This is a genomic window from Bacillus jepli, assembly GCF_047238305.1.
GTDB lineage: Bacteria > Bacillota > Bacilli > Bacillales > Bacillaceae_L > Ferdinandcohnia.
The window spans coordinates 2,350,128-2,376,608 of sequence record NZ_JBDFMO010000001.1; the positions used below are offsets into that span (position 1 = coordinate 2,350,128).

General features: G+C 37.2%; 29 protein-coding genes. 22 read left to right on the forward strand and 7 right to left on the reverse strand.

Going from position 1 to position 26,481, the window contains the following annotated elements; translation table 11 throughout:
- Window positions 1-31 precede the first annotated feature (31 nt).
- Together ABC371_RS12080 and ABC371_RS12085 are read left to right on the forward strand one after the other, a co-directional pair.
- Window positions 32-598, forward strand: coding sequence for a hypothetical protein (locus ABC371_RS12080; protein WP_412897020.1), 567 nt, complete (start codon window positions 32-34; stop codon window positions 596-598).
- Between the two features lie 48 nt (window positions 599-646).
- Window positions 647-832 (forward strand): sporulation protein Cse60, encoded by a 186-nt coding sequence (locus tag ABC371_RS12085; RefSeq protein ID WP_335366174.1) that lies wholly within the window; start codon window positions 647-649, stop codon window positions 830-832.
- A 31-nt stretch (window positions 833-863) separates the two neighbouring features.
- Here the strand turns inward: ABC371_RS12085 and ABC371_RS12090 are convergent, their stop codons facing one another.
- Together ABC371_RS12090 and ABC371_RS12095 are read right to left on the reverse strand one after the other, a co-directional pair.
- Entirely contained in the window at window positions 864-2,138 is a 1,275-nt protein-coding gene (locus ABC371_RS12090; protein ID WP_412897021.1) for a BaiN/RdsA family NAD(P)/FAD-dependent oxidoreductase, read from the reverse strand.
- Window positions 2,139-2,151: 13 nt separating this feature from the next.
- The gene (locus ABC371_RS12095; RefSeq protein WP_412897022.1) at window positions 2,152-2,544 is read right to left on the reverse strand and encodes a thiol-disulfide oxidoreductase DCC family protein; all 393 of its coding nucleotides are present in this window, start codon (window positions 2,542-2,544) and stop codon (window positions 2,152-2,154) included.
- 217 nt (window positions 2,545-2,761) lie between these two features.
- On the opposite strand from ABC371_RS12095, the gene ABC371_RS12100 reads away from it, so the two are divergent.
- On the forward strand, window positions 2,762-4,396 hold the full coding sequence (locus tag ABC371_RS12100; RefSeq protein ID WP_412897023.1) for a putative polysaccharide biosynthesis protein: 1,635 nt from the start codon (window positions 2,762-2,764) through the stop codon (window positions 4,394-4,396).
- Between the two features lie 83 nt (window positions 4,397-4,479).
- Here the strand turns inward: ABC371_RS12100 and ABC371_RS12105 are convergent, their stop codons facing one another.
- Window positions 4,480-4,689 (reverse strand): hypothetical protein, encoded by a 210-nt coding sequence (locus tag ABC371_RS12105; protein ID WP_412897024.1) that lies wholly within the window; start codon window positions 4,687-4,689, stop codon window positions 4,480-4,482.
- Window positions 4,690-4,816: 127 nt separating this feature from the next.
- On the opposite strand from ABC371_RS12105, the gene ABC371_RS12110 reads away from it, so the two are divergent.
- Entirely contained in the window at window positions 4,817-5,536 is a 720-nt protein-coding gene (locus tag ABC371_RS12110) for a pseudouridine synthase (RefSeq protein ID WP_412897025.1), read from the forward strand.
- Window positions 5,537-5,547: 11 nt separating this feature from the next.
- Here ABC371_RS12110 and ABC371_RS12115 read toward each other — a convergent pair whose 3' ends face one another.
- Window positions 5,548-7,332, reverse strand: coding sequence for an IS1182 family transposase (locus ABC371_RS12115; protein ID WP_412896157.1), 1,785 nt, complete (start codon window positions 7,330-7,332; stop codon window positions 5,548-5,550).
- Between the two features lie 422 nt (window positions 7,333-7,754).
- A complete protein-coding gene (locus ABC371_RS12120; RefSeq protein WP_412897026.1) occupies window positions 7,755-7,973 on the reverse strand; it encodes a DeoR family transcriptional regulator in 219 nt (72 codons plus the stop codon).
- A gap of 356 nt (window positions 7,974-8,329) precedes the next feature.
- On the opposite strand from ABC371_RS12120, the gene ABC371_RS12125 reads away from it, so the two are divergent.
- The 10 genes from ABC371_RS12125 (at window position 8,330) to ABC371_RS12170 (ending at window position 17,368) form a co-directional block, all read left to right on the forward strand.
- Window positions 8,330-9,052 (forward strand): ABC transporter ATP-binding protein, encoded by a 723-nt coding sequence (locus tag ABC371_RS12125; protein ID WP_412897027.1) that lies wholly within the window; start codon window positions 8,330-8,332, stop codon window positions 9,050-9,052.
- Window positions 9,045-10,184 carry an ABC transporter permease gene (locus tag ABC371_RS12130; protein WP_412897028.1) on the forward strand — a complete coding sequence of 380 codons (1,140 nt, stop codon included), beginning with the start codon at window positions 9,045-9,047 and terminating at the stop codon, window positions 10,182-10,184. The genes ABC371_RS12125 and ABC371_RS12130 overlap by 8 nt, the downstream gene beginning before the upstream one ends.
- An 11-nt stretch (window positions 10,185-10,195) precedes the next feature.
- The gene (gene pepV, locus ABC371_RS12135; RefSeq protein WP_412897029.1) at window positions 10,196-11,605 is read left to right on the forward strand and encodes a dipeptidase PepV; all 1,410 of its coding nucleotides are present in this window, start codon (window positions 10,196-10,198) and stop codon (window positions 11,603-11,605) included.
- A gap of 303 nt (window positions 11,606-11,908) precedes the next feature.
- Window positions 11,909-12,871 carry an NERD domain-containing protein gene (locus ABC371_RS12140; RefSeq protein WP_412897030.1) on the forward strand — a complete coding sequence of 321 codons (963 nt, stop codon included), beginning with the start codon at window positions 11,909-11,911 and terminating at the stop codon, window positions 12,869-12,871.
- Window positions 12,872-12,954: 83 nt separating this feature from the next.
- A complete protein-coding gene (gene thpR, locus ABC371_RS12145) occupies window positions 12,955-13,524 on the forward strand; it encodes an RNA 2',3'-cyclic phosphodiesterase (protein WP_412897031.1) in 570 nt (189 codons plus the stop codon).
- A gap of 15 nt (window positions 13,525-13,539) precedes the next feature.
- On the forward strand, window positions 13,540-13,929 hold the full coding sequence (locus ABC371_RS12150) for a CidA/LrgA family protein (protein WP_412897032.1): 390 nt from the start codon (window positions 13,540-13,542) through the stop codon (window positions 13,927-13,929).
- On the forward strand, window positions 13,926-14,612 hold the full coding sequence (locus ABC371_RS12155; protein WP_412897033.1) for an LrgB family protein: 687 nt from the start codon (window positions 13,926-13,928) through the stop codon (window positions 14,610-14,612). Before ABC371_RS12150 ends, ABC371_RS12155 begins: the two co-directional genes overlap by 4 nt.
- A 15-nt stretch (window positions 14,613-14,627) precedes the next feature.
- On the forward strand, window positions 14,628-15,371 hold the full coding sequence (locus ABC371_RS12160) for an NERD domain-containing protein (protein ID WP_412897034.1): 744 nt from the start codon (window positions 14,628-14,630) through the stop codon (window positions 15,369-15,371).
- 96 nt (window positions 15,372-15,467) lie between these two features.
- Window positions 15,468-16,403: a diacylglycerol/lipid kinase family protein gene (locus tag ABC371_RS12165; protein WP_412897035.1), complete on the forward strand. Its 936-nt coding sequence runs from the start codon at window positions 15,468-15,470 to the stop codon at window positions 16,401-16,403.
- Between the two features lie 176 nt (window positions 16,404-16,579).
- Complete coding sequence (locus ABC371_RS12170; protein ID WP_412899336.1) at window positions 16,580-17,368, forward strand: phosphotransferase; 789 nt, start codon at window positions 16,580-16,582, stop codon at window positions 17,366-17,368.
- On the opposite strand, the gene ABC371_RS12175 is transcribed toward ABC371_RS12170, so the two are convergent.
- The gene (locus tag ABC371_RS12175; RefSeq protein WP_412897036.1) at window positions 17,363-17,641 is read right to left on the reverse strand and encodes a YtzH-like family protein; all 279 of its coding nucleotides are present in this window, start codon (window positions 17,639-17,641) and stop codon (window positions 17,363-17,365) included. The two genes, ABC371_RS12170 and ABC371_RS12175, sit on opposite strands and share 6 nt — an antisense overlap.
- 181 nt (window positions 17,642-17,822) lie before the next feature.
- On the opposite strand from ABC371_RS12175, the gene trmB reads away from it, so the two are divergent.
- Together trmB and ABC371_RS12185 are read left to right on the forward strand one after the other, a co-directional pair.
- A complete protein-coding gene (gene trmB / locus ABC371_RS12180) occupies window positions 17,823-18,467 on the forward strand; it encodes a tRNA (guanosine(46)-N7)-methyltransferase TrmB (RefSeq protein WP_412897037.1) in 645 nt (214 codons plus the stop codon).
- 102 nt (window positions 18,468-18,569) lie between these two features.
- Window positions 18,570-19,415, forward strand: a complete 846-nt coding sequence (locus ABC371_RS12185) for a YtnP family quorum-quenching lactonase (protein ID WP_412897038.1) — start codon at window positions 18,570-18,572, stop codon at window positions 19,413-19,415.
- A 39-nt stretch (window positions 19,416-19,454) separates the two neighbouring features.
- Here ABC371_RS12185 and ABC371_RS12190 read toward each other — a convergent pair whose 3' ends face one another.
- A complete protein-coding gene (locus ABC371_RS12190) occupies window positions 19,455-19,763 on the reverse strand; it encodes a PepSY domain-containing protein (protein WP_412897039.1) in 309 nt (102 codons plus the stop codon).
- 162 nt (window positions 19,764-19,925) lie between these two features.
- Here ABC371_RS12190 and ABC371_RS12195 point away from each other — a divergent pair, with 162 nt between their 5' ends.
- The 6 genes from ABC371_RS12195 (at window position 19,926) to ABC371_RS12220 (ending at window position 26,269) form a co-directional block, all read left to right on the forward strand.
- A complete protein-coding gene (locus tag ABC371_RS12195; protein ID WP_412897040.1) occupies window positions 19,926-20,999 on the forward strand; it encodes a M42 family metallopeptidase in 1,074 nt (357 codons plus the stop codon).
- A gap of 61 nt (window positions 21,000-21,060) precedes the next feature.
- A complete protein-coding gene (locus ABC371_RS12200; protein WP_412897041.1) occupies window positions 21,061-21,570 on the forward strand; it encodes a DUF84 family protein in 510 nt (169 codons plus the stop codon).
- Window positions 21,571-21,714: 144 nt separating this feature from the next.
- Window positions 21,715-22,212 carry a hypothetical protein gene (locus tag ABC371_RS12205; protein ID WP_412897042.1) on the forward strand — a complete coding sequence of 166 codons (498 nt, stop codon included), beginning with the start codon at window positions 21,715-21,717 and terminating at the stop codon, window positions 22,210-22,212.
- 98 nt (window positions 22,213-22,310) lie between these two features.
- The gene (locus ABC371_RS12210) at window positions 22,311-22,625 is read left to right on the forward strand and encodes a thioredoxin family protein (protein ID WP_412897043.1); all 315 of its coding nucleotides are present in this window, start codon (window positions 22,311-22,313) and stop codon (window positions 22,623-22,625) included.
- A 51-nt stretch (window positions 22,626-22,676) separates the two neighbouring features.
- Window positions 22,677-23,474 (forward strand): DUF1444 domain-containing protein, encoded by a 798-nt coding sequence (locus ABC371_RS12215; RefSeq protein ID WP_412899337.1) that lies wholly within the window; start codon window positions 22,677-22,679, stop codon window positions 23,472-23,474.
- Window positions 23,475-23,557: 83 nt separating this feature from the next.
- Complete coding sequence (locus ABC371_RS12220; RefSeq protein WP_412897044.1) at window positions 23,558-26,269, forward strand: DNA translocase FtsK; 2,712 nt, start codon at window positions 23,558-23,560, stop codon at window positions 26,267-26,269.
- The last annotated feature ends 212 nt before the right edge of the window (window positions 26,270-26,481 follow it).

The window sequence follows — 26,481 nt, forward strand, 5'->3', positions numbered from 1 at the left end:
TGCGACTATACCTAAAAAGGGGGTCGACAATTTGAAATATATAAAAGGGCTACTTGTCCTACTGTTGCTTTTTCTGATTTTTATTAGCCTTTTCCCACGACAAGCATCTGCATGTGATTGTGCTCGGTCGGAATCCGTAAATGAGGAATTAAATAGAAAAACAGCGGTTTTTTCTGGAAAAGTGATTGGCCTTAGTGATAAAAATGAATCTTCCTACAACCAATCAAGTGCCGACCCAATAAAAGTGTTATTTGAGGTTAAGGAAAGTTGGAAAGGTATTCATACATCCCAGATTATCGTAAGCACGGCAAGATCTGGTGCGAGCTGTGGATATGAATTTGAATTAAATAAGGAATATCTTGTTTATTCTTATGGGGATAAAGAACAATTAGAAACAGGATTTTGTGAGAGAACGGAATTATTATCTGCAGCGGGTGAGGATATAGGTATACTTGGCAAAGGGAAGGTTCCAACTGAAAAAGTTAATTTGCAAGGAGAGCTAGGAAAATCAAATCTGGTATTATATCTTTCCATAATCGGAATCTTACTCATTGTGGCGTTCACAATCCTTAAAAAACTAAAAAAACCTAGATTATAAGCTTAAGAATCTAAAACTCTGTCAATACTAGTTGTGGAGGTGGAGTTTATGGCATTAAAGGTTAAGGTTTTTGATGAAGAACATGAAGAGGATTTAGAGCACAAGATGAATCGTTTCTTTGAAAAAGTGGATGAACAAGATATTGTTGAGGTTAAATTTCAAGTTGGGGTTTCCTGTGACCAAGAGGATGACCAAATTTTTTGTTTTTCAGCAATGATCATATATAGAGCCTAACCCACTAGTTGCTAATGAGTTAGGCTCTATTTTAGTTTCGTAAGGCAGTTGCTTGTTTTCCTGCATTTTCACCGGCTAATCTCCCTGTCACAAGGGCAGATGTAATATTATAACCGCCTGTATATCCGTGAATATCAAGGATTTCCCCACAGAAAAAGAGTCCGGTCATTAATTTGGATTCCATTTCCTTTGGATGAATCTCTTTTATTGAAACCCCACCACCTGTTACAAATGCTTTTTCAATTGGCAGCGTTCCGTTGACCGTGAACTGAAATTGTTTGCAATCTTTCGCAAACGCACGAATACGGTCATGCGATAAATTTGCATATGTTACGAGAGGGTCAATTTCATTTTTCTCCAGCAAAAATAGTAGGTATCTTTCTGGTAAAAAGCCTTTTAAGATATTTTTTAAAGATTTCTTTGGATCTTCTTTTGCTTGTTTTAAAATCTGCTGAAAGATCTGCTCCTCGTTTAATGATGGAAGTGCATCAATACTCACGACTACACGATCTACATTAAACTTCTTCATCGTTTTTACAACAAACTGACTACAGCGTAAAACGGCTGGTCCCGAAATTCCAAAGTGAGTAAACAGCATGTCCATTTGATGGGTGATGACTGTTTTTCCTTTAGGGTTTAGGACACTAACAGCAACATCCCGTAGAGCTAAACCTTGTAACGTTTTGTTTTTGATGAATTCCTCGTCAGATGTAACCGGAACTTCAGTTGGGAAAAGGTCTGTTATCGTATGACCGGCTGCTTGGGCCCAAGCATAGCCGTCTCCAGTCGAACCTGTTTGTGGCACCGATTTACCTCCGACAGCGACAACGATACAGCCAGCCTCTATATATTCACCATTTTTTAAATGAACACCGTCTACACGTCCATCTTTATATTCAATCTTAGCAACAGGTGTGTTTGTTTCGATATGGACATCTAATGACTGAAGCCTAGTTAGCAAAGCATCAACAACAGATTGTGCTTTATTGGTTGTTGGAAACATTCTGCCATGGTCTTCTTCTTTAAGCTGAATGCCTAATTTTTCAAAGAAAGCGATAATATCTTCGTTATTAAAAACAGAAAATGCACTATATAAAAACCGACCATTTCCTGGAATGTGCTTAATGATTTCATCGATTGGAAGACGGTTTGTGACATTACAGCGTCCACCACCTGAAATCGCAAGCTTTCTTCCAAGCTTATTCCCTTTATCTAAAAGAAGTACCTTCGCCCCTTGCTCACCGGCGGCAATCGCAGCCATTAACCCAGAAGGTCCTCCTCCAATTACAACAACATCATACTGCAAATTTAAACACTCCTTAATCTAAAAATCGCTTCCGAACCTTTGGAGAAGGAAGCATACAGCTTTCCTGCTTTCCAAACCATTTATAACGATTATTGGCAATTATATGATAAAATATGTCCCTGATGGGGGCCGGTATCAATTTAAATATATACAAAAAGCGGTATGCACCACCTAGATTAAGACAGACTCTTAATGCCGCACTCGATTTTGTATAATACTGATCACCTTCAATTAATACAAAACTATTAATATCCTCAGGAATTCCATGTTTTTTCAATAATGACTTTCCTGCTTCACTTTGAAGAGAAGCAAAATGGTACATTTGTTTCGAATCTCTTTTCAGGATAAATTGCACACTGCTATTGCAAAAATTACAGACTCCATCAAATAAGATAATATGATTCATGGCTTTCCACACTCCCATATTTTCTTATCTACATCATATCATGGGAACAGTCCTTAGAATAACGTTGAATTTCAAATTCAATAAGTCTAAACTATACATGAAAAAGCGAAAGAATCCAATATGTCATGAAACTGACAAATAAATGTAGGTTATTAATTTTTATAAATATGATAAACTTGATTAGTTAGTCTTCAAAAATAGAGATTGGGGATTTAATATGGCAGATTCTAATTCAAAATTACTGCGTGGGACGTTAGTCTTAACCCTTGCTACATATATTTCTCGAGTACTTGGAATGATTTATGTATTTCCATTCGTTTATTTAGTTGGAGATATTGGTTCTGCTCTTTATTCCTATGGATATGCTCAATATACCATCTTTTTATTTATCTCAACAGCCGGAATTCCAGCTGCTGTTTCTAAATTTGTTTCAAAATATAATTCCCTTGGCGATTATCATACTGGAATGAGGATGTATAAATCCGGACTTATCGTGATGGGGCTTACCGGTCTATTAGGTTTTACAATTTTAAACTTACTTGCACCCATTCTTGCACCCATTGTTCTTGGTGGAGAAGATGCAAAAAATACAGTTGAAGATGTTACGTATGTCATTCGAATGGTCAGCTTTGCACTACTTGTCGTTCCGATTATGAGTATTCAAAGAGGCTTTTTCCAGGGACACCAATCAATGGGACCAACAGCTGTTTCACAGGTTGTGGAGCAAATTGTTCGAATTCTTTTCGTCCTGTCTGCAACCTTTATTGTGATGCAGGTAATGGCTGGTGAAAGGGTATTCGCAGTTGGATTAGCTACATTTGGTGCGTTTATCGGGGCACTGGGTGGGTTGGCAGTCCTCATTTGGTATTGGTTTAAGCGAAAACCATATTTAGATGAAATGCTCGCAAAAAGTAGGCGACAAACGGATATGACAACAAAGGAAATGTTTAAGGAGCTTTTCTCTTACGCAGGACCTTTTGTCCTTGTCGGACTATCAATACCGCTTTATCAATACGTTGACCAACTAACCTTTAACAGGACAATGATAGAAAATGGTTTTGACAAAGATGTATCAGAGGGATTATTCTCATATGTCACATTTATGGTTCCAAAATTAGTCATGATTCCCGTTTCTTTGGCAACAGCGTTTAGTTTGACACTTGTTCCAACGATTACAAATTCATTTACTTCAGGAGATTTTAAACTACTTAGAAGCCAAATTGATAAGACATTTCAAATTTGTGTTTTGTTGGTTTTACCGGCAGTTGTTGGTTTATCAGTACTAGCGTACCCAACCTTCAATGCGTTATTTGAAATGAATGAGGCTGGTGGCAGAATTTTAAGATGGTATGCACCTGTTGCGATTCTATTTTCATTTTATTCGATATCAGCTGCTATTTTACAAGGAATTAATAAGCAAAAATTTGCAGTTGTAAGTTTGTTCATGGGGCTTATTCTAAAAATAAGTTTTAATAGTTTGTTTATTACCTGGTTTGGCGAGATAGGTTCAATACTTGCAACAGCTTTAGGTTACACGGTTGCAATTGCGTATTGCTTCTGGATGATTTCAAGACATGCGGGGTATAGCTATTCATTGTTTATAAGAAGAACGCTTTTAATGGCCATTTTTGCGACAGTGATGGCTTTGACGATACTGTTGATTGAATGGTTACTATCATTTATTGTCGAATACGAAAATGGGAGATTACAGTCGGTCTTTGTGCTATTAGTAGGTGTAGGTGTAGGTGCTGTTGTGTACCTATATTTAGCATATCGTTCACGCCTATTAGAGGTCTTAATTGGCAACCGAATTTCATTTTTATCAAGAAATAAGAAAAAGGCTGTGCAGTGAGTGCCAGCCTTTTTTTAAAGATACTTATACTTCGTGTGTGTGTGATTAGGTGTTCCCGGGTGTTAGAAGGTTCTCTTTATGTGTTAGCCTTGGAACGTACCAAAGCCGAGACGGCGCTCAATTCGGTCTACACGACGGTCTAGACGATCAATCTGATTTTGTAGTCTTTGCATTTGGCGCTCTAGACGGTCGAGACGAAGGTTTACGTTTCCGCTGCCTCCACCTGGGAATCCAGGAGTTCCTGGGAAGAAACCCTGAGGTTGTTGACGATAATCATAATCATAATAATACATAGTGGTCTCGCTCCTTTTTCTTTTTAAAACTACAGTAACAGTGTATGTTAATAGGGCGTTTGTGCAATAAATAAAACGCCTAATCTAATAAAGATAGGTATTCGTACAGGTAAAGGAGGTTATTGCATTGCGAATTGATAAATTACTTGCAAATCGAGGTTTTGGAAGTCGAAAAGAGGTAAAAGGCTTATTAAAATCAGGAACCGTTCAAATAAATGGCATTCCGGTTAAAGATTCTAGTAAGCATGTAAAAGTCGAATCAGATATAGTCACTGTTCATGGAGAAGTGATTGAATACAAGGAATTTATCTATTTAATGTTAAATAAGCCTCAAGGTGTCATTTCCGCAACAGAGGATCATCTTCATGATACAGTCTTAGATTTGTTAGAAATGGAAGATGCGGTCTATAAGCCTTTTCCAGTTGGAAGGTTGGACAAAGATACGGAAGGGTTGCTGCTTTTAACAAATGATGGGCAGCTTGCACATCAATTGCTTTCCCCAAAAAAACATGTTCCGAAAACGTATGTAGCCATCATTGAGGGGGAGGTAGCAGAAGAGGATGTGGAGGCTTTTCGAAATGGCGTGGTCCTTGATGATGGATATGAAACGATGCCAGCAGTCCTCACGATCATAAGCAGCGGATTACGTTCTGAGATTGAAGTTGTAATCGAGGAAGGAAAATTTCATCAAGTAAAACGAATGTTTGAAGCAGTTGGAAAACGTGTCGTCTATTTGAAAAGAACGAAGATGGGGCCATTACCACTAGATGAAACACTTGAGCTCGGTGAATACCGAGAACTCACAGAAGAAGAGGTTACACTATTAAAAACGTATACGAAAAAGTAACAAGGGGCTGTCTAAAAAGTCCCAAAAATAGTAAAGCAGCGAGAGAAAAATGTTATGTTTTTCTCTCGCTGCTTTTTTGATGGATTTTGATTATTGAAAGTAGCCAGGCGGATGCCTGCTACTTTCAATAGATTGTGTGCTAATGCCACAATCCCAAACTCGACATGAACCTTATCGAGCCCCCGCAGAGAAAATCTGCGGAACGACCGATTGCCCTTGATGTGACCGAACACACTTTCTACCTCAATTTTACGTTGAGAATAGATAGTTGCTTTCTCCTCACATTCAAGGGCTGTTTTTGCCTTTGCTTTCATTTCTTCAAATATTGTGTTCCAATGAACCTGGCGATTACCTTTTGCTTTTGTACATTGTTGTCTTAATGGGCAATCTGTACAATCTTCGCATTCATATATTTTGTAACTTTGTTCATAACCCGATGAGTTCTTTTTTGTTAGATACTTTTTAAACAAAACCTTTCGGTTATTCGGGCAAATGAACATGTCATCCTGTTCGTTGTAAACCCAGTTCTTCGCGTTACTAATATCGTTTTTGTATTTGCGAGTTTGTTCCTTCATATAGCTTCCGTAAGGAATGAGGAACTCAAAACGAGGTTCTTTACCTTCACCAATGGCGTATAAATAGTTTTCTTCACTTCCATAACCCGCATCGGCAATAACTACTTTAGGCATTGGTAAAGACGAGGAAGCTAGTCTCTCCAAATGTTCCTTAAAGCAACGTGTATCTGTTGGGCGCTGATGGATGGAATAGTACAAAATAAATTGATTCTCTGTTGCCATTTGAACATTATAACAGGGTTTTAGTTGACCATTTTTCATATGATCCTCTTTGGTTCTCATGAATGTTGCATCTTTGTCGGTTTTAGAATAGCTATTACGATTACCAAATGTATTGTTCTGTTCTTTGTATTTTGCTAGACGTGGTATGAAATCCTTACGGATTAACTTTAAAGGCTTTGTGAATAAGCTCCGTTTTTGTCTAATTTCTTTTTTAACTTCTGCATTTGTTTCGTTCTTTAGTTCCTCAGACAATACTTCTACTTTTTCTTCAAGAGTTTCTGCTATTTCCTCAAGCTTAAAAGTAAGGTTTTCTGAATTCTGAGTATTGTTTTGTACATCATCAGAAGCCTCTAACTCGGTCATCATTTCTATGTGGCGTAGGGTTTCTTGAATTTTTCCTCTTAACGTCTCCTCAAATTTGGTTGTAGCCTTTTTCCATACGAAAGAATACTTATTGGCATTGGCTTCGATCTTTGTCCCATCCAAAAAATAGTTTTCCATTGTTATGTATCCATCTTTTATGAGGTTTAAAATCATAGCTTCGAATAGCTCGTTCATTAATGATTTCATTCGTTGTCCGCGAAAATCATTTAATGTACGGAAATCTGGTTTTTGCATCGCGGCTAACCACATAGCTGGAATATTTTCTTCTAACATTTTTTCTATTCCACGACATGAATATGTTTTTTGGGAATATCCATACAAAATGACTTTAAGCATCATTTTTGGATGAAATGAACTTCTGCCCCCTCCCTTATAATGGGAGAACAACTTTTCATCAGGAATAGCTTCAACCATTTCGTCAATTACTCGTGCCACGTGATGATCTGGAATCAGTTCTTGAATATCAGGAATGAAGGTAATTTGTTGATTATTGTATGGAATGAATGTGGGACGGAGTTCTCTCTTAGGTGAAACGCAAGTTTCTTCTTGGATATTTAGTGGAAGGGTAGTTTGTTCCGTGTTATAATTTAATTCAGTAGTCATTTGATTACTCATAAAAATCGTCCTTTCGAAAGTTGTTGGTTTGGTCACTTACAATTTTACTTGAAAAGACGATTTTTTTGTGTACTTTTTTAAGAATTGTGTAAAAATTACTGTTTTAAATCTAGTTGATTGAAGCGGAAGGTACGAGACTCCTGCGGGAAAAGCGTGGCCAGGAGAGACCCCGCAGGAGCTTGCGACGAGGAGGCTCTCGGACCGCCCGCGGAAAGCGAGTAGCTGCAGCGGAAATCAACACCATGTTTTAACCTGAAAATAATATAAAAGAAGGAGGCTGTCCTCAAAAGTCACTTTTCAATGACTTTTCGGACAGCCCCCTTTTTTCATCTGAATCTAGTTTCTATATATGTATCTGTATGAAAAGGCCTTCTAGTGTGAAGTAATTTGCTACCTTCTTCATGCGCCCCTTATGGTTGTTGCTAAGATATTTTGACTTTCTTCTTTGTGATTGTCCATTTTCCTCGGCTAGGGCTTTGAACCAAATCATTATATGCTAACACATTCAAATCGCGCTGAATGGTTCGTGATGTAATTCCAAATTCATCCACAAGCTCCTGAGTTGTTACAGTCCCTTTTTCGTTAATAAACATGTAGACTGATTTGATACGAGTTAACATACGGTTTGTTGAAGGTTTCAAAAAACCACTCCTTATCATTTTTGTACATGATAGACATGCCTCAGTCGTACTCTTAAACTAATTTTCTCAAAATAACGATTCGCAACAGTTTTTCTTTTTTTAAAAACTCAATCTTATATATATGTCCCATTTCACCTCATTTCTTTACAGGTGCGTTTGCTATATATATATAGTTGTATCTGAATAGTATGACTCTTTCTACATAAATTGTCAAAAATCTTCATTTGGTTCTATTATAATCATAAATTATTTCTACTATTCTGTTTTTTACATTTTTATTACAGTTTGGTAAATCCTTTTCTAAAATAGGGAACTTTCTCGGTTATTTTTCGTATGAAAGAGCGGAGGGATTGGTAATGGAACGAAACTTATTGGAAGTATCAATACAGAATTCAGGCTATGAAGAAAATAGTAGGATTGTAGAAGATCTATCTTTTTCAATCAACCGAGGTGAGATTGTTGGGCTCATAGGGCCTAATGGTGCTGGAAAAAGTACAACAATAAAAACGATTCTTGGATTATTAGAAAATACCAATGGGAAAATTGATTTCATAAATAACCATACATATTCGTATATCCCGGAAAGACCGGTTTTTTATGATGAACTGACATTATGGGAGCATCTTGATTTGGCAGCAGGAGTAATGGAGATTGATAATGCTCACTTTAATGAGCGGGCAATAAGGTTAGTTAAACTCTTTCATATGGAAAAAGTGATTCATAAGCTTCCAAGTACATTTTCTAAAGGAATGCAGCAAAAGGTTATGCTTATTACTGCTTTTCTCATAAAACCCGATATTTATATTATTGATGAACCATTTGTTGGATTAGATCCGATGGCAATGCAGGATTTTTTAACGCTTATTGATTTGGAAAAACAACGTGGTGCAGGGATATTAATGAGTACACATGTCCTAGATACCGCTGAAAAGGTATGTGATCGTTTCCTCTTGGTGGATGATGGTAGACTGAAGGCTCAAGGTGAACTTGATGATATCCGTAAAAAGGCTAATTTACATGAAGGCTCGCTTCTCCGTTGTTTTAACCAAATTGTGCAAGGTGAGACGTCCGATGAATAAACGCCTTTTTTCAACGAGACTTCGTAAGGAAATTGCGTATCAATGGGGAGTATTTAGAAGTGTTGTAGATTGGACGATATTTTTATATTTATTCATTCCGGTCATTGCAATTGGCGGTTATCATTATTATACATGGTGGTCAGACATTCCAAGTTGGATGAATGGTTTCCCGCTTTCATTTATAGTTAGCCTGCTTTATTTCATTTGCTGGCAAGGACGGATTCGGACATTTTTGGAAGAAGCGGACCAATTATTTTTATTGCAAAAAAGTTCCCTTGTTGTCGCTTTGAAAAAATGGACAAGAAATCTCTATGTGGGTGGATATAGTATTGGAATTCTATTTTTTATCGGTATTTGTGCGCCATTTTTATTAAATCTTTACACCCTATCCGTGAGTGAAATACTTGGATTAGCCCTTTATTTTATTAGCTTAAAGGCACTTATTCTTGGGTGGAAACAATACTTAGATGGTATTGCTTCAACATGGAAAAAGAGCCTCTATACCATACTGCTTTTCCTTGCATGTTGGATTTTCTCTACAACACTAGTCATGTGGAGCATTGATACGTCTGTCATCTTTTTATTTATCATTAGTGTGATTCAATGGTTTTTATTTTTATTGAACTCCTCTAAAAGGATAAATAGGCTTACAAGCTTTTCAACCGATGTTGATATAGAGAAACAAGCTAAGCTTACGTATGTGAGAAGTATTTTTGCTTTTTCCGAATACGTGGAAAAAGTACCGAGTCAGAAGAAACGGAGTCCACTTTTTTATCGAAAATCAAAACGAATTTACAAGAATCGCAATCGTAGGAAAAGCTTACAAGAATTATGTATAAAAGTATTTTTTCGTAATAAGTCTTATTTATTTCAATGTCTACAAATCACGAGTATTACAACGGCGGCTTTGCTGATAATTCCCCCATTTTGGATCAAATGGTTAATCTTTTTTGGATTTATTATCATTCTTAGAATGTGGGTTAAGATTATAGTAAATCGGATTATGTCCAATCATTTTATCGTCAACGTAAGAAAAGATGATATTATTCGGATTCAGGCGGAACACTATATTGTGAATTTCATTTCGCTTCCTGTAATATTTATATTGGGACTGATATTAATCATTTTGTAAGGAGAATTCAGATGGAACAGATTAACTGGCTAGAAGAAGTAGAAAGACGTAAAGATCAGCTTATTACAGATACTCAGGATTTCTTGAGAATAAAAAGTGTCCTTGATGAGGAAAATGGAACCCCGGCTGCACCATTTGGGGCTGGGATTGATGAGGCACTTCATTATCTATTGGAAAAAGGCAGTGAGGATGGGTTTACCTCGAAAAACCTTGATGGATATGCAGGCCATCTCGAAATGGGCTCTGGAAAGGAATTAATCGGGATTTTATGTCATATTGATGTTGTGCCAGAAGGAGATGGATGGTCAAGCAATCCATTTGGTGCAGAAATTCATGATGGAAAAATCATTGCCAGAGGCTCTTTAGACGATAAAGGACCAACAATGGCTGCCTATTACGCAATGAAAATCGTTAAGGAATTAAATCTTCCGCTTTCAAAGCGTGTACGAATGATTATTGGAACAGATGAAGAAAGTGATTGGCGTTGTGTAGACCATTATTTCAAACACGAAGAAATGCCGACAATGGGCTTTGCACCTGATGCAGATTTTCCAATCATTTACGCTGAAAAAGGAATTGCAGATTTTGACCTAGTTCAACAATCTCAAGCTTCTTCAGATGGTGAGCTTCAATTGGCATCATTCAACTCAGGTCGTCGCTATAACATGGTTCCGGATTTTGCTGAGGCGAAGCTTGAAGGAAAAGGCAATTTGCTTGAAATGGTTAATGAATTCCAGGCGTTTTTAGATAAGAACGCATTAATGGGGCGAGGCATTTGTGATGAGGATACTGTTGTTTTTCAGGTAGAAGGTGTATCAGCACACGGAATGGAGCCGGACCATGGTAAAAATGCGGGTCTATATTTATCATCCTTTTTACAAGAGTATTCATTAGATGAACAAGCAAAGCATTATTTAAGTATGGTGACTAAGTATTTTGTAGGAGATTCCAGGGGACGAAGTTTAGGTGTTGCTTATAGTGACGACATTACAGGAGACTTAACCATCAATGTCGGAAAGCTTGCTTATACGAAAGCAGATGGTGGAAGCCTTGGTTTAAACCTACGTTACCCTGTAACGAATGATATGGATGGTACTAAAAAGAAAATTGAAGAAGTTTGTGAGGAAATTGGCTTTGAGCTTACCAATTATAGCAATTCTGCACCTCATCATGTCGATAAAAATCATCCGTTGATTCAAACCCTTCAAAAAGTGTATGAAGAACAGACAGGTGAAGAAGCAACTTTAGTTTCAATTGGTGGAGGTACATATGCAAGATCATTAGAAGCAGGCGTCGCGTTTGGACCATTGTTCCCTGGACGACCTGATGTTGCCCACCAAAAGGACGAATTTATTTTAGTCGAGGATTTACTAAAAGCGACCGCTATCTATGCTCAGGCGATATATGATTTAGCAAAATAATAGAGTAAGTAAATGGCCCGCCATGGATGGCGGGCTTATTTTTTGTTTGGATTCTGCTAACGCCGATAGAAATGGATTATCGCCGATAGAATCAAATTATCGCCGATAGAATTAAATTAACGCCGATAGAATTAAATTAACGTCGATAGAACTAAATTATCGCCGATAGAACTAAATTATTTCGTCGATAGAACTAAATTATCGCCGATAGAAAAAAATCATGAAAAAATCACACAAATTTTTTGAAGGATTTTAGCTATTTATGTAGAAAAAAGTGTTATCAATAACAAAGGAGTTGGTTAAATGATCAAAAAAGAATTAGAAATGCCACTTAGATTACGAAAATTGGAGGCACTTCTAAGAAGAGTAGATGAATCTCATCCAAAATATGCAGAAATTCGTGAGGAATTCAGAAAAAGAATATCCGGGTACCGAGGCGAACAATCTTTAAAGTATTATTTAAGCTTTTTAAAAGAAAAAGACTATCTAACTCTCCATAATTTACGACTACCAGATATCTCCGGTGAGCATTTCTTTGAAATAGACATCCTTCTAATGAGTCCCACGTTTATTTTAATCATTGATGCTAAAAATTATCGTGGAGAGCTTTATTTTGACGGGAAGTTTGACCAACTGATTCAAACAGTTGACGATAGAAAGAAAGCATACTCCTGCCCGATTGCGCAAATAAATAGACACCAGATCCAGTTAAGGCGAATGTTGCAATATTTAAAATTCCCCCCAATCCTAAGCGAAACATTAGTTATTTTTACAAACCCATCTTCTATAATCTCTGCAAGTGAAGGTCACAATCAAATTCACAAGGTCATCAAAAGTCCCAGTTTTCTTTCAAAAATAGAACTATTTGAAAAGAGACATAGAAAAGAAAATTACGAGAAAAAACAACTTCAAAAATTGTCAAAATCACTTTTGAAAAAACACACTCCATTTGATGAAGATATACTTAAACAATTTAAGAGCGACCAAAATAAATTATTAAAAGGTGTAAGTTGTCCCAAATGTGGAAAAATCCCAATGAAAAGGACACAAAGAACCTGGCATTGTTCCTCATGCTTGTATACTTCAAAAGATGCACATCTTAATTCTATAACGGATTTTCAACTTCTTATTGGAAACACGATTACAAATAGTCAATTAAGAGATTTTTTACAGTTGGATTCACCTTCTGCTGCTAGACGTATACTAGCTTCTCTTCATTTAAAAAACACTGGCACTAAACGCCATCGTGTATATTACTTCAAGTAAATCCAATCTCCTCCCCTAAGTTTCCCTTTACCCGTAAGTTTGTTAAAATGATACAATAAATATCGAAAAAGAGGGGCTTTTATATGGAGCATCAAACCCATTATTTTCTTGCACTCGCACTTCCAGCCGAGACAAAAGAGTTATTATCCAAATGGCGAGAAATGTTGGAACCACGGCTAATGTTCAAGTCTTGGGTTCATCCTGAGGATTTACATATTACGCTTGCTTTTTTGGGAGGGCAGGCATCCTTTAAACAACTCACTGATATTAAAAGGCAAATGGCCGAAATCGCCAAGCAATACGAACGTTTTACGCTTCAAATAAACGAATTGGGCACCTTTGGAAAAACAGATTCACCTCGGATTTTATGGGCTGGAGTAGAGGAGAGCGAGTCATTACGTATGCTGCAAAAAGATGTGTATCTAGCGTGTACAGACTTGGGCTTTTCTCTTGATAAGCGACGATTTACTCCGCATATTACAATGGCAAGAAGATGGAAATCGGAAAGTTCCTTTTTGCCAACACAACTACAGGATATCGTACAACCGAAGGAAGATAAATCGATCTTTAAGGCGGAGCATTTTGTCTTATACCAAACCCATCTGAACCGATCGCCAAAATATCAGCCGCTATCTATCTTTTCATTGAAATAAAAAGGGGAACTTTCGATGAGATTTGTTAAGATTTGTATTCAGATTGCGATTTTGTATCTGATTTATTGGCTGGGAACCTTGATTCAAGGGCTTTTACATACAGCCATACCGGGAAGTATCATTGGGATGATTTTGTTGTTTTTATTATTGCATACAAAAATCGTCAAAGAAAAATGGTTAGGGGATGGGGCACAATTTTTGCTCACCTATTTAGCACTTCTCTTTGTACCAGCAACCGTTGGAATCATGGATTACTTATCCTTTTTTTATGGGAAGGGCATTATCACGGTAGCTATTGTATTATTGAGTACTTTTCTTGTCATGGTAATCTCTAGTGTAGTTGGCGAAAAAATCGCGACTAGGAAAAAGCGAAGCAAGGATCTCGGGGAGGGTTACGGGGCATGAATTTCGTTTTAACAATTGCTTCTATCGTTTGTACAATTGTTATTTTTTTAATGATGACAAGGCTGTATAAACGAGTAACTCATCCATTACTAGTACCTATTGCGACGACTACGTTTGTCATCCTTATCTTCTTACTGATTTTCTCCATACCATATAAAACATATATGATGGGAGGGAAATGGATTGATGAACTACTTGGTCCTGCTGTGGTGGCATTGGCCTATCCTTTATATCAAAATCGAAAATCTTTAAAAGAATTTTTTATGCCCATTATAATAGGTGTCTTTGTAGGCTCTACTACTGGAATTGCCACAGGGCTTTATTTTTCAAAAATAGTAGGAGTAGATCCTACAATCATACTTTCCATTTCTCCAAAATCTGTTACCACACCGGTTGCGATGGATATTGCAAGTGTAACAGGTGGAATCCCTGCACTTGCAGCCGTCTATGTGATGATTGCCGGAATTTCGGGTGCCATGTTTGGTCCAATCCTATTAAAATGGGTCAAGGTCGATCACTTTGTTGGAGTGGGTTTAGGATTTGGGACTGCATCACATGGAATTGGCACATCAAGAGCGTTGGAAATTGGCACAAATGAAGGAGCAATTAGCTCGATTGCGATGATTTTAAGCGCTGTTTATACGTCAATTATATTGCCGATGCTGGTTTCTTTTTTACTATAATGAGGTGTAATAAAGTTGGGACAATTAATCAAACTGCAAGATTATATTTCACGTTATGAGGTTGATATGTTTCGGTATCCTGGACAGTTTATCCGCCTGAAAAAGCAACAATGGGGTAAGACGAAAGATAATGGTACAGATGCCCTCGATGAACGCAAACAACAATTTCTAGACCACATTTTTGAATTTCAGTTGAAGTGGGCAAGTTCTACAGTTCGAGAAAAATCATATATCGACAGAGAATTTTACCATGATCCGAATTTAAAATATTTTCTTCAACGGTTTCCAGACACCAACCTGGTCTTATACAAACCTATATTTAAATTGAAAAATGCACCTGTTGAAGTGGATATTATCATCATAAGCCCCACCACAACCTGGTTGATTACCATTCTAGAAGGTGAAGAAAACAGTGTGTTTTTAGGTTCAAATGAACGGTTCTGGACAGAAAAAAGGGGTCGTCATGATAAAAAAGTGTTATCACCGATGATTGAACTCGATCGTATGGATGGGATTGTCCGCACGATTTATTCTTTATATGGGATTGAATTACCGATTCGAAAAGTGATCTTGAATCGAACAGGTTACTTTGATTTTCCGCTTGTTCCTTATGACATAGAATTAGTGGAAAAAAGAAATTATGAAGAGTGGTTTACCTCTTTAAGAAAAATGAGTTCTCCATTAAAACATATGCAATTAAAAGCAGGCAACGCTTTACTACAATACTGTCAGACAGTTTGTGTTCGTAGAATGGATTAGGGTGCACGAGATTGCACCTTCTTTATTTTTGTTGTCATCTTATCAAAATTTGAATACTATTAAAGCATAAATGTCGAATTTGCTAGAGGATAAACTATGAAACTATTCATTTTTATTGTGAATCAAAAGGCGGGAAATGGAAAGGGATTAAGAGTTTGGAATAAGCTTAAGCAAGAACTAGAAAAGAAAAAAATCGATTACCGATCTTTCTTTACAAAATACCCAAATCATGCAGCGGAATTAGCACGACAAATAGGTTCTATGTTTGAAGATAAGGTCGAGGCCGTGGTTGCGGTTGGTGGGGATGGAACAATTAATGAGGTTGTAAATGGGATGGTGTATTACCCTGAGATAAAAGTGGGCTATATCCCCGCAGGGTCCGGAAATGATTTTTCAAGAGGATTTAATGTTCCAAGGTCCCCACTAGACGCACTAACCTTCATCGTTCGGAACAAGGCAAGTAAGGGAAAAAGGTTTGACATCGGAAAATGTAAGGTCCGAGGTAAATCGAACAGCTCTTATTTTGTAAGTAGCTTAGGTACAGGCTTTGATGCAGCAGTTTCAAAACTAACAAATGAATCGAAAATGAAAAAGTATTTAAATAAAATACATATGGGGTCTTTAGCCTATGTTGGCGCCCTAATACGACTTCTTTTTACCTATCGCCTAACAAATGTTTCGTTACACATCGATGGAAAAGACTATCAGTATGAGAATGTATGGTTTGTAACGGTATCGAATCAACCCTTTTATGGAGGGGGTATGAAAATTGCTCCCAAGGCTAATACAATGGATGGTCTCTTTGATATAACAGTGGTGCATAATCTTTCAAGAATAAAGCTTTTATTTGTCTTTGTAACGGTGTTCTTTGGCGCTCATACAAAGTTTAAAGAAATTGCTCAACATAAAGGAGCAAACATTAAGGTTGAATCAGATGAGAAAATACTAGTACATGCAGATGGTGAATTAATTGGACAAACTCCTATTCAGGTGGAAGTCCAACATAGAAAACTTCCCTTTATGGTAAAATAAGCCTAATTGGTATCATTTACTAGTGTTATTTTTCCTATTATTTATAACCGAAATGTTACTTTTTCTTGACTTTAATTGTAATTGAACGCTAAAATTTAGTAAGATAGCTATTGTTATATAGATCGTCAATAGCTGTCATTTTTTTTTAAGATTTTTTAGGAAATGTTGTGTTGAAATTGGAGATAAACTGGCTTACATACGTATTAGGCAACGAGTGGGAATTCTCCCCAGCGGGTGGTTCAACGGGAGACGCGTATTTTGCCCAATTGAATGATAAAAAAATATTTCTAAAAAGAAATTCGTCCCCATTTCTGGCCGTTCTTTCAGCAGAGGGAATTGTTCCAAAGCTGATCTGGACGAAACGTCTGGAAAATGGCGATGTTGTGACTGCACAACAATGGCTTAGTGGGAGAGAACTAAAACCAGTCGATATGTATGGTGAAAATGTAGCAGGTTTGCTCAAAAAAATTCACCAGTCGAATGAGCTTTTAGATATGCTAAGACGTATAGGGAAGAAGCCTATAGAAGCAAAGGATGTCTTGCAAGATGTTGTACGCAAATTACATCCTGATTTACGAAAAATGAATATTGTGAACAAAGCCATCGAGTTCTTAGAGAAAGAACAAGATAATGTTAAGACAGACCATATCGTCGTTTGCCATTCAGATGTCAATCATAATAATTGGTTATTATCGGACGATGATGAGCTTTACTTAATTGATTGGGATGGAGCAATGATTGCGGATCCAGCCGTTGATATTGGTATGCTTTTACATTGGTATATAAAAAAAGAAGACTGGCCAAAATGGATCAGTCTTTACGGAATGGAATTAACGGATCATTTACTTCTCCGTATGAAATGGTATGTGGTTGCACAATCCCTACATCTCTTAGGCTGGTATCAGTTGAAAAATAAGGAAAAAGAAGTTCTTCATTGGCTGCAATATTTAGAGAAGCTGTTATGAGTATTGGTCAATATCAGATATCCACTGGCTGATTTCGTTTTGATGCGATTCGATATGGTTATCAAGATGTTGGGTATATTGTCCCTGTTGACTATAAGAATAGACATCGGTTAATACCTGTTTAATGCTCTGGTCAATATTCGGATTGGCAATTAAAGATTGAATTAATCTGCCTAATTGCTCACATTCAGCAACTGTACCACAGCAATCCATTTGGTGATTTGATAGGATATCCTTTAAAATATCCATTTGATGTGTATGATTTAGAGGCATTAATAACACTTCCTTTTTGATGTTGTCTATATACTACATTTCCATGAAATGACCTTTTTTATACGATGTAAACTCAAACTCACAATGGATGGGTTTGAGTTTTTTAACGACAAAGTAAGCTTGCACGAATGCTTTGGACATGTTATTCTTTTGAGCGATACAATTTAAATGAGGTGGCAATATGCGTTTACGCAATAAACCGTGGGCAAAGGAAAAATTAGCTTCATACCCACAGTACGTAATCGATAATCCAGTTGAACATAAAGGAAACTGGAATCAAATTTTTGGAAATGATAATCCAATTCATATAGAAGTAGGTACTGGAAAAGGTAGATTTGTAACAGAAATGGCAAAAGCTCATCCTGATATCAACTATATTGGGATTGAATTATATGAAAGTGTGATCGTTTCTGCATTAGATCATGTAATTGAAGCAGAAATTCCGAATATCAAATTGTTAAATCAAAATGCAGCAAATCTTAGGGAGTTTTTTGAAAAAGGTGAAGTTGATAGAGTTTATCTTAACTTTAGTGACCCTTGGCCAAAGGTGCGTCATGAAAAACGTCGCCTAACCTACAAAACATTTTTAAAGATGTATGAGGATATTCTAGTTGATGATGGAGAAATCCATTTTAAAACAGATAATCGAGGGTTATTTGAATACTCGCTAAGAAGTTTTTCAGAATATGGTCTCCTTTTGACATTTGTAAGTCTTGACCTGCATAAATCTGATTTTGAAGGAAATATCATGACGGAGTATGAAGAAAAGTTTTCCGAAATGGGGCATCCTATTTATCGTTCCGAAGTTCGATATCAGAATAAATAACCATAACGTATCCCATGAACCATCCGGTTTATGGGTTTTTTATTTTATAAAATTCTTAATAATGATAAAATGAAGGCATCATAACTAGAGGGGTGAGGAAGAATGGAGCAGCTAATAATTGGTGATATTACACTTACTTGGCTTAATGGGGGAGTAACAAATTTAGATGGTGGGGCTATGTTTGGTGTTGTCCCTAAGCCACTATGGTCAAAAAAATATCCACATAATGAAAGAAATCAAATTGAGCTTCGAACGGATCCAATTCTTGTCAAAGCTGGCGCAAAAAATATTTTAATTGAATCTGGGATTGGTAATGGGAAGCTAAATGATAAACAAAAACGGAATTTTGGAGTTCTTGAGGAATCCTCAATTGATCAATCATTGGCAGAGCTTGGGCTATCAACAAGCGATATTGATCTTGTCCTAATGACTCATCTTCACTTTGACCATGCATGTGGTCTTACAAAATGGGATAATGGTAAATTGGTTCCAACATTTGATAGCGCTGTCATTTATGCTTCTGATGTAGAATGGGAAGAAATGCGAAATCCAAATATCCGTTCAAAATCGACGTACTGGAAGGAAAATTGGGAAGCAATTCAACATCAAGTGAAGACTTTCTCAAGGCAGCTTGAGGTTGCTCACGGAATTACAATGGTACATACTGGTGGGCATAGTGATGGTCATTCCATCATCTTATTTGAAAGCCAAGAGGAAATGGCAATTCATATGGCTGATATTATGCCAACCCATGCACATCAAAATGTGTTATGGGTCTTGGCATATGATGATTACCCAATGAAATCCATTGAGCAAAAACAAAAATGGATGGAAAAAGGTCTTGAAAAAGAAGCTTGGTATGTTTTTTACCACGATGCTTATTATCGAGCCATCAAGTGGAATCAATCAGGAGAAATAATTGATTCTTTGAAAAGAGATCGAAAATAATAAAAAAGCTTATAAGGTCTTCTTATAAGCTCATCTATTTTATAAAGGGTTCACCTCTAAAATAGAACCTGTTTTTGCATCTATAACGAATTCAAATTGGTGGCTTTCTTGATTTAGCTTACGGGAAATGCCACCTTTATACACTTGATACTGAATTCCTGACTTTGAGTACTCTTCTGGATTCATTTGAATCCAGGAACCATCAATAGGACCATTTTTTTTGAAAGCTTCTTTTGCTATTTTTAATGCTTTGTCACCTGGAATCAAGGAGTCACTTAGTGCTTCTTTTAGTAGAAGAGCACTTGCAAAACCGACACCAAAGCCAAGTAGAAATTTATTCCAGCCCATTTTATCCCTCCTAAGCGAACTTAATTCTTACCATAAGTATACCGAGATTTTATAAAAATCGCTATGTTCCCTATGGTAACAAAAAAACAATTTCGATATACTAAATATTGTACATAAATAGAATCAATCATAACAACGTTTTTACCCGGAAGGAGAATAACAGTGAAACAGGATACACTAGAGCTATTTAAAACGTTAACAGAGCTTCCCGGAGCTTCAGGAAATGAACACCAGGTAAGAAAGTTTATGCGCACTCAGTTAGAAAAATACTCAGATGAGGTTGTACAAGATGGATTAGGTAGTATTTTTGGAGTACGTCACAGTAAAGCTAATGGTCCAACAGTCATGGTTGCAGGCCACATGGACGAAGTTGGATTCATGATCACTTCCATTACCGAAAATGGAATGCTACGTTTCCAAACACTTGGTGGCTGGTGGAGCCAAGTGCTTTTAGCACAAAGAGTCCAAATAATAACAGATAATGGTCCAGTTATTGGGGTGATTGGGTCAATCCCGCCACATCTTTTAGAAGAGAGCCAACGTAATAAACCAATGGATATTAAGAATATGCTAATTGATATTGGTGCTGACGATCGTGAGGACGCGATTCGTATTGGAATTAAGCCTGGTCAGCAAGTTGTACCGATTTGTCCATTTACACCAATGGCAAATGAAAAGAAGATTTTAGCTAAAGCATGGGATAACCGCTATGGCTGTGGACTTTCTATTGAGTTATTGAAGGAGCTACAAGGCGTAGAACTTCCAAATACTCTTTACTCTGGAGCAACTGTTCAAGAAGAGGTTGGTTTAAGAGGAGCGCGAACTTCTGCAACTATGATAAAACCTGATATTTTCTTTGCACTAGATGCTAGCCCAGCTAATGATATGTCAGGAGATAAAAATGCCTTTGGTAAACTTGGACACGGTGCTTTACTTCGTATTTTTGATCGTTCCATGATTACGCACCGTGGTATGCGTGAATTTGTTCTGGATACTGCTGAATCAAATAACATTAAGTATCAGTACTTTGTTTCTCAAGGTGGAACAGATGCTGGCCAAGTTCATCTTGCAAATGAAGGTGTGCCATCAGCCGTTATTGGTATTTGTTCACGTTATATTCATACACATGCTTCTATTATCCATGTTGATGATTATGCAGCTGCAAAAGAATTACTAGTTAATCTAGTAAAGTCATCAGACCGCACAACAGTTGATTCCATTCGTCAAAATGGGTAATAATATGTAAACATGCTCGGCATTTGCCGAGCATTCATTTTGAAAATGAGGTGTTTTTTTGATGTTACAAGTTGCAATAGGTACGAAAAATCCTGCAAAAGTAGATGCAATTATAAATGGATTTGCGGGCATTGAAGCAAACTTCTTACCCATATCCGTATCCTCAGGGGTATCTGCCCAGCCATTTTCAGATGAAGAAACCATTCGGGGGGCAATAAATCGTGCTACATCTGCTCTAGAAAAAGAAGGGGCTGACCTTGGGATTGGTCTTGAGGGTGGTGTCGTTGAGTCTGAATTTGGGTTATTTTTATGTAATTGGGGTGCAATCGTTGACAAGAACAATGAACCGATCATTGCTGGTGGGGCAAGAATTCTTCTCCCAGATGAGATTGCAGAGAAATTAAAAAAAGGCATTGAGCTGGGAGATGTCATGGCGGAATTCACAAAGAAAAAAGACATTCGAAAGGCTGAAGGTGCGATCGGCATCTTCACAAACCATTATGTTAACCGAAAAGATATGTTTACCCATGTCGTCAAACTCCTAGTCGGTCAATTTACATACAGAAAATAGAACTAAAAGTACATCCGATAAAAATGGTACTTATTACATATTGATTAAAATTATAAGATTAGTCTTGCAACCTAGAAAATAATAGGTTTATTATAGAAAATAGAGAAATAGAGGTAAGTCTACCTGTTTAAGGGGTGAGAGAAATTGAAACGAGGAAAGGTCCTTTTTCTAACCTTATTATTAATAGTAGGACTTTTGGCAGGTTGTGCGTCAGTTGAAGATGAATCAAAGGAAACAATTTCAACTGTCGAAACGGCATTTAACGCCCAACCTGAAAAAACAAATAGTGAGAATGGGGATGTATCCTTTTATCTACCTTCTACTATGAAAATAGAAGAGAAGGATGAAAATAACGTAATCCTTCAAAAAGGAAACCAAACCTTCATTTTATTTGTAAATCCAAATGAAGATCGGACCAGCGATGCTCTGTATAAGGAAATTGACAAAGAAAAGTTTGTAGTTGATCAAATCTTTACAGACAAAGAACGATATGGATATGTAAAAGCATATGAAATCGAGGACAAGCTTTACCTTTTATCTGTTGGCATAGGCGGCGTAAAAATGACAACAGAAGTGAAGGTAAGCGAGATCTCGGAAAGTGCTTCAGAGATGATGAAAATTGTTTCATCCGTTCAGTATTAAACGTAACTTAAAGCCCCACTACTTGGTAGGGGCTTTTATTTGTTTTTAGACAAAGAATATATGATAATAAGTGCATATGGAATTTGGAGGTTATAAACATGAAGAAACTTGAAAATATAGATCAATATCAGGAGATAATCCAGAACGGAAAGAACATTTTAATGTTTTCAGCAGATTGGTGTCCAGATTGCCGTTTTATCGACCCATTCTTACCTGAAATTGAAAGTTCATTCCCAGATTATACATTTTATTATGTAGATCGTGATGAGTTTATAGATTTATGTGCGACCCTAAATGTGTTTGGTATTCCTAGCTTTGTCGCGTATGAGAATGGGAAAGAAACGGGCCGATTTGTAAGTAAGGACCGTAAAACGAAGGAAGAAATTGAACAGTTCATTAATGAGCTCTCTTAAAACAACTAAAAAAGAGAGGAGAATGATTCTATGGACTCAAACAAGAGTAAAATGGACTCGAAGAAATTAAAGAAAATCATTCAGGATAAACTTGCAAAGCATAACTGGCAATTCTCTTTTGATCCTAAAAAGGATACTTTACGTATCGAGGATAAGGAGACGAAAAGAGGAACGACCGTTACCCTTCCAGGGATTGTAGCGAAATACCAAGAAGAGGGGCAAGCAAGTCTTGATGAGGTAATCTATTATATTGAAGAATCCTTAATGGTTATGAATAGTGAGCTTGAACTTGAAGGAAAAGAAAAAAATATTTTTCCTGTCATTCGTTCAACCTCGTTTCCAACTCAATCAAATGACGGGGAAGATTTAGTGTATGATGACCATACGGCTGAAACAAGAATTTATTATGCTCTCGATTTAGGAAAAACATATCGTTTAATTGATCAGGGATTACTTGAAAAGGAAAATTGGAAATTTGAACGAATTCGCGAAATTGCAAGGTTCAATCTTCGTTCACTGGATGTTTCGTATAAAACGGATGAGGTTGCAGGAAATACCTTTTATTTTATCAATAAAAATGATGGGTATGATGCAAGCCGTATTTTGAATGATGCATTTTTACAAAAAATGAGCCAGCAAATGAAAGGTACGATGGCAGTGGCTGTGCCACACCAGGATGTTCTGATAATAGTGGATATACAAAATGAAACGGGATATGACATTCTTGCACAGATGACCATGAGCTTTTTTGCGAGTGGACGTGTACCAATTACAGCACTTTCATTTTTATATGAAAATGGTGAACTTGAACCAATTTTTATCCTTGGAAAAAATCGACCAAGAAAATAATCTACTAAATCAAAAGTCGCTAGGAAAACTAGCGGCTTTTTTGTTACAATAAAGAATAGAATTAAAATGGAAGAGTGATAGTTGTGAATTGGATAAAAAGATTACTACATTTTTTTAAGGCGGACGATGACGATCCAATTGAAATAAATACGACTCAAATCCGACAAAACAAACATATTGAAGCGAGAGTTACATATGAATACCCAAAGGGGAATTTTCGATTTCCAGTCATTCCTGATCAAGAAAACAGAAACACAGAAAAGGTACAGACCAGGCGGACTCAGCAAACAAGTACCTCACAACCAAAAAGGAATACGAATCCTAAACCCGTTGTGAAGATACAAGAGAAACAACCATTTCGGCCAACTGAAACGCCTTCCCCAGTATATGGGCTAAGTAAGCCAAAGCCTCATGAAACAATAGAGTTTGAACTTCCTTCAACACCTATCACGGATACAGAATCAATTGCTAGGGCATGGAAAGAAGCACAAGAAGAAGTGGCACCTACAATTCTACGAACTGAGCAAGTCAAACCTGAACTTCAGGTTGTTTCCGATAAAGATAAGCAGCAAAAGGTTGCCAGCTTTGCGGATCAATTAATAAGGGAAGAAGATGCTAAGGTAGAACCAGATTTTACAGAGCCATCTGCCCTAAATGCTAGTAGTGAAGAAGCACCGATTCAGGTTCCAATCCAAGATACTAGTATAGAGGAAGCACCGATTCAGGTTCCAATCCAAGATACTAGTATAGAGGAAGCGCCGATTCAGGTTCCAATCCTAGATGCTAGTATAGAGGAAGCACCGATTCAGGTTTCAAGCCAAGATGCTAGTATTGAGGAAGTACCGATTCAGGTTTCAAGCCAAGATGCTAGTATTGAGGAAGTACCATTACAGACTTCTAATATGGATGTGCCTACGGCTTCTATTGAGCCGAAAGTGATAGAACAAGATATGATAGAAACTGAAAGTATGAGAGAAGAACCACTTATACCTGCTGATCATAGGGAAAGTGTGGAAGTAAGTGTAGAACCTAAAACGGAAGTAAATGAAGAAACCGTTGAAGTTGATGTGGATGTTCCTTCCGCTGAACAAATACAGAAGCAAGAACAGACTAGTTCGGAGTCCAGAAGGTCCCATATTCCTTTTAATGTTTTAATGTTTAAAAAGGATAAACAGAAATTGTCACAAAAGGAAACGAGACCTGACAGTCAACCAACCTCTAATGCGTCTATCGAAACTGATAGAAAACAGGAACAACCAAACCAGCAGGTAACGTCTAATCAAATAGAACAACCAAACCAGCAGGTAACGTCTAATCAAATAGAACAACCAAACGAGCAAGAATTAGAAATGCATCTACAAAACGAAGAGCCTATCTCAAGCTACTCGTTCCCGGGCTTATCATTTCTAAATGCTCCACCTGCCGAGCAACAAGACGACAGTCAGTGGCTTTTGGAACAGAGAAATATTCTAGACCAAACTCTTCGAAATTTCAAAGTGGGTGCAAAAGTCGTAAATGTAACACAGGGACCGGCAGTTACTCGATTTGAAGTCCATCCTGAACCTGGAGTAAAAGTAAATAAAATTACAAATCTATCAGATGATATTAAATTGAGTTTGGCTGCTAAGGATATTCGAATTGAAGCACCAATTCCAGGAAAAAATACAATTGGAATTGAAGTGCCGAATAAAAAAAGCAAGCCTGTCCTTTTAAAAGAAATTATCCAAAGCTCAGAATTTACATCGAATCCATCTCCATTAACCGTGGCAATGGGTCTCGACATTTCGGGTAAGCCGATTGTGACAGATTTGCAAAAAATGCCGCATGGATTAATCGCCGGAGCAACTGGTTCAGGTAAAAGTGTTTGTATCAATGCAATGCTTGTTAGTTTACTTTATAAAGCTTCTCCAGATGAAGTAAAGTTACTCTTGATTGATCCAAAAATGGTGGAACTTGCGCCATATAATCATATTCCGCATCTTGTAAGTCCTGTTATTACGGATGTAAAGGCCGCAACGGCTTCTCTTAAGTGGGCTGTAGAGGAAATGGAAAGAAGATATGAATTATTTGCCCATACTGGAGTTCGTGATATTGGAAGATATAATGAAATGGTCAAGAAACATGATGAAAAAAGTGGTAAGCTTCCATATCTCGTCATTATCATTGACGAGTTAGCAGATTTGATGATGGTTGCTCCAGGGGATGTGGAGGATTACATCTGCCGTATTGCGCAGAAAGCAAGAGCGTGCGGAATCCATTTGATTCTTGCGACACAACGACCATCTGTTGATGTCATCACTGGATTAATTAAAGCTAATATTCCAACACGTATCGCATTTTCAGTATCTTCACAGGTGGATTCAAGAACAATCATTGATTCAAGTGGAGCAGAAAAACTACTTGGTAAAGGGGATATGCTATTCCTTGAGAATGGTTCATCAAAGCCATTCCGTGTTCAAGGAAATTTTGTTTCCGATGATGAAATTGAAGCCGTTGTTGATTTTGTGAAAGCAGAAATGAAACCAAGCTACATGTTTGAGCAAGATGAGCTTTTAAAGAAGGCTTCCATTTCAAATGAAGAGGATGAGTTATTTTTAGAAGCTTGTGAGTTTGTGTTAGAACATGGGGGAGCATCTACCTCGAGTGTCCAACGACGATTTAGAATAGGTTATAATCGTGCAGCACGCCTTATTGATATGATGGAGGAACAGGGAATTATCTCTGAGTCCCGTGGTAGTAAACCGCGTGAAGTTTTAATAACAGAAGAGGAACTAGCTGAGATTTATGAGGGCTGATAACATTTGTTATCGGTCTTTTTGCATACAGTTAAAAAGACCTACTTAACACAAAAATCAGCAGAGCCAAAGGTTATTTCTATGGTCCAACGTTCATAATAAGGATAACTCATCCCACAATGCTTCTTAGTATGTGGGACAAACTACATATCTTCGACGAAATTCTAGTCATTTTTTCGTAATGGTCTTAACCATTGATTAGTGCTATAATG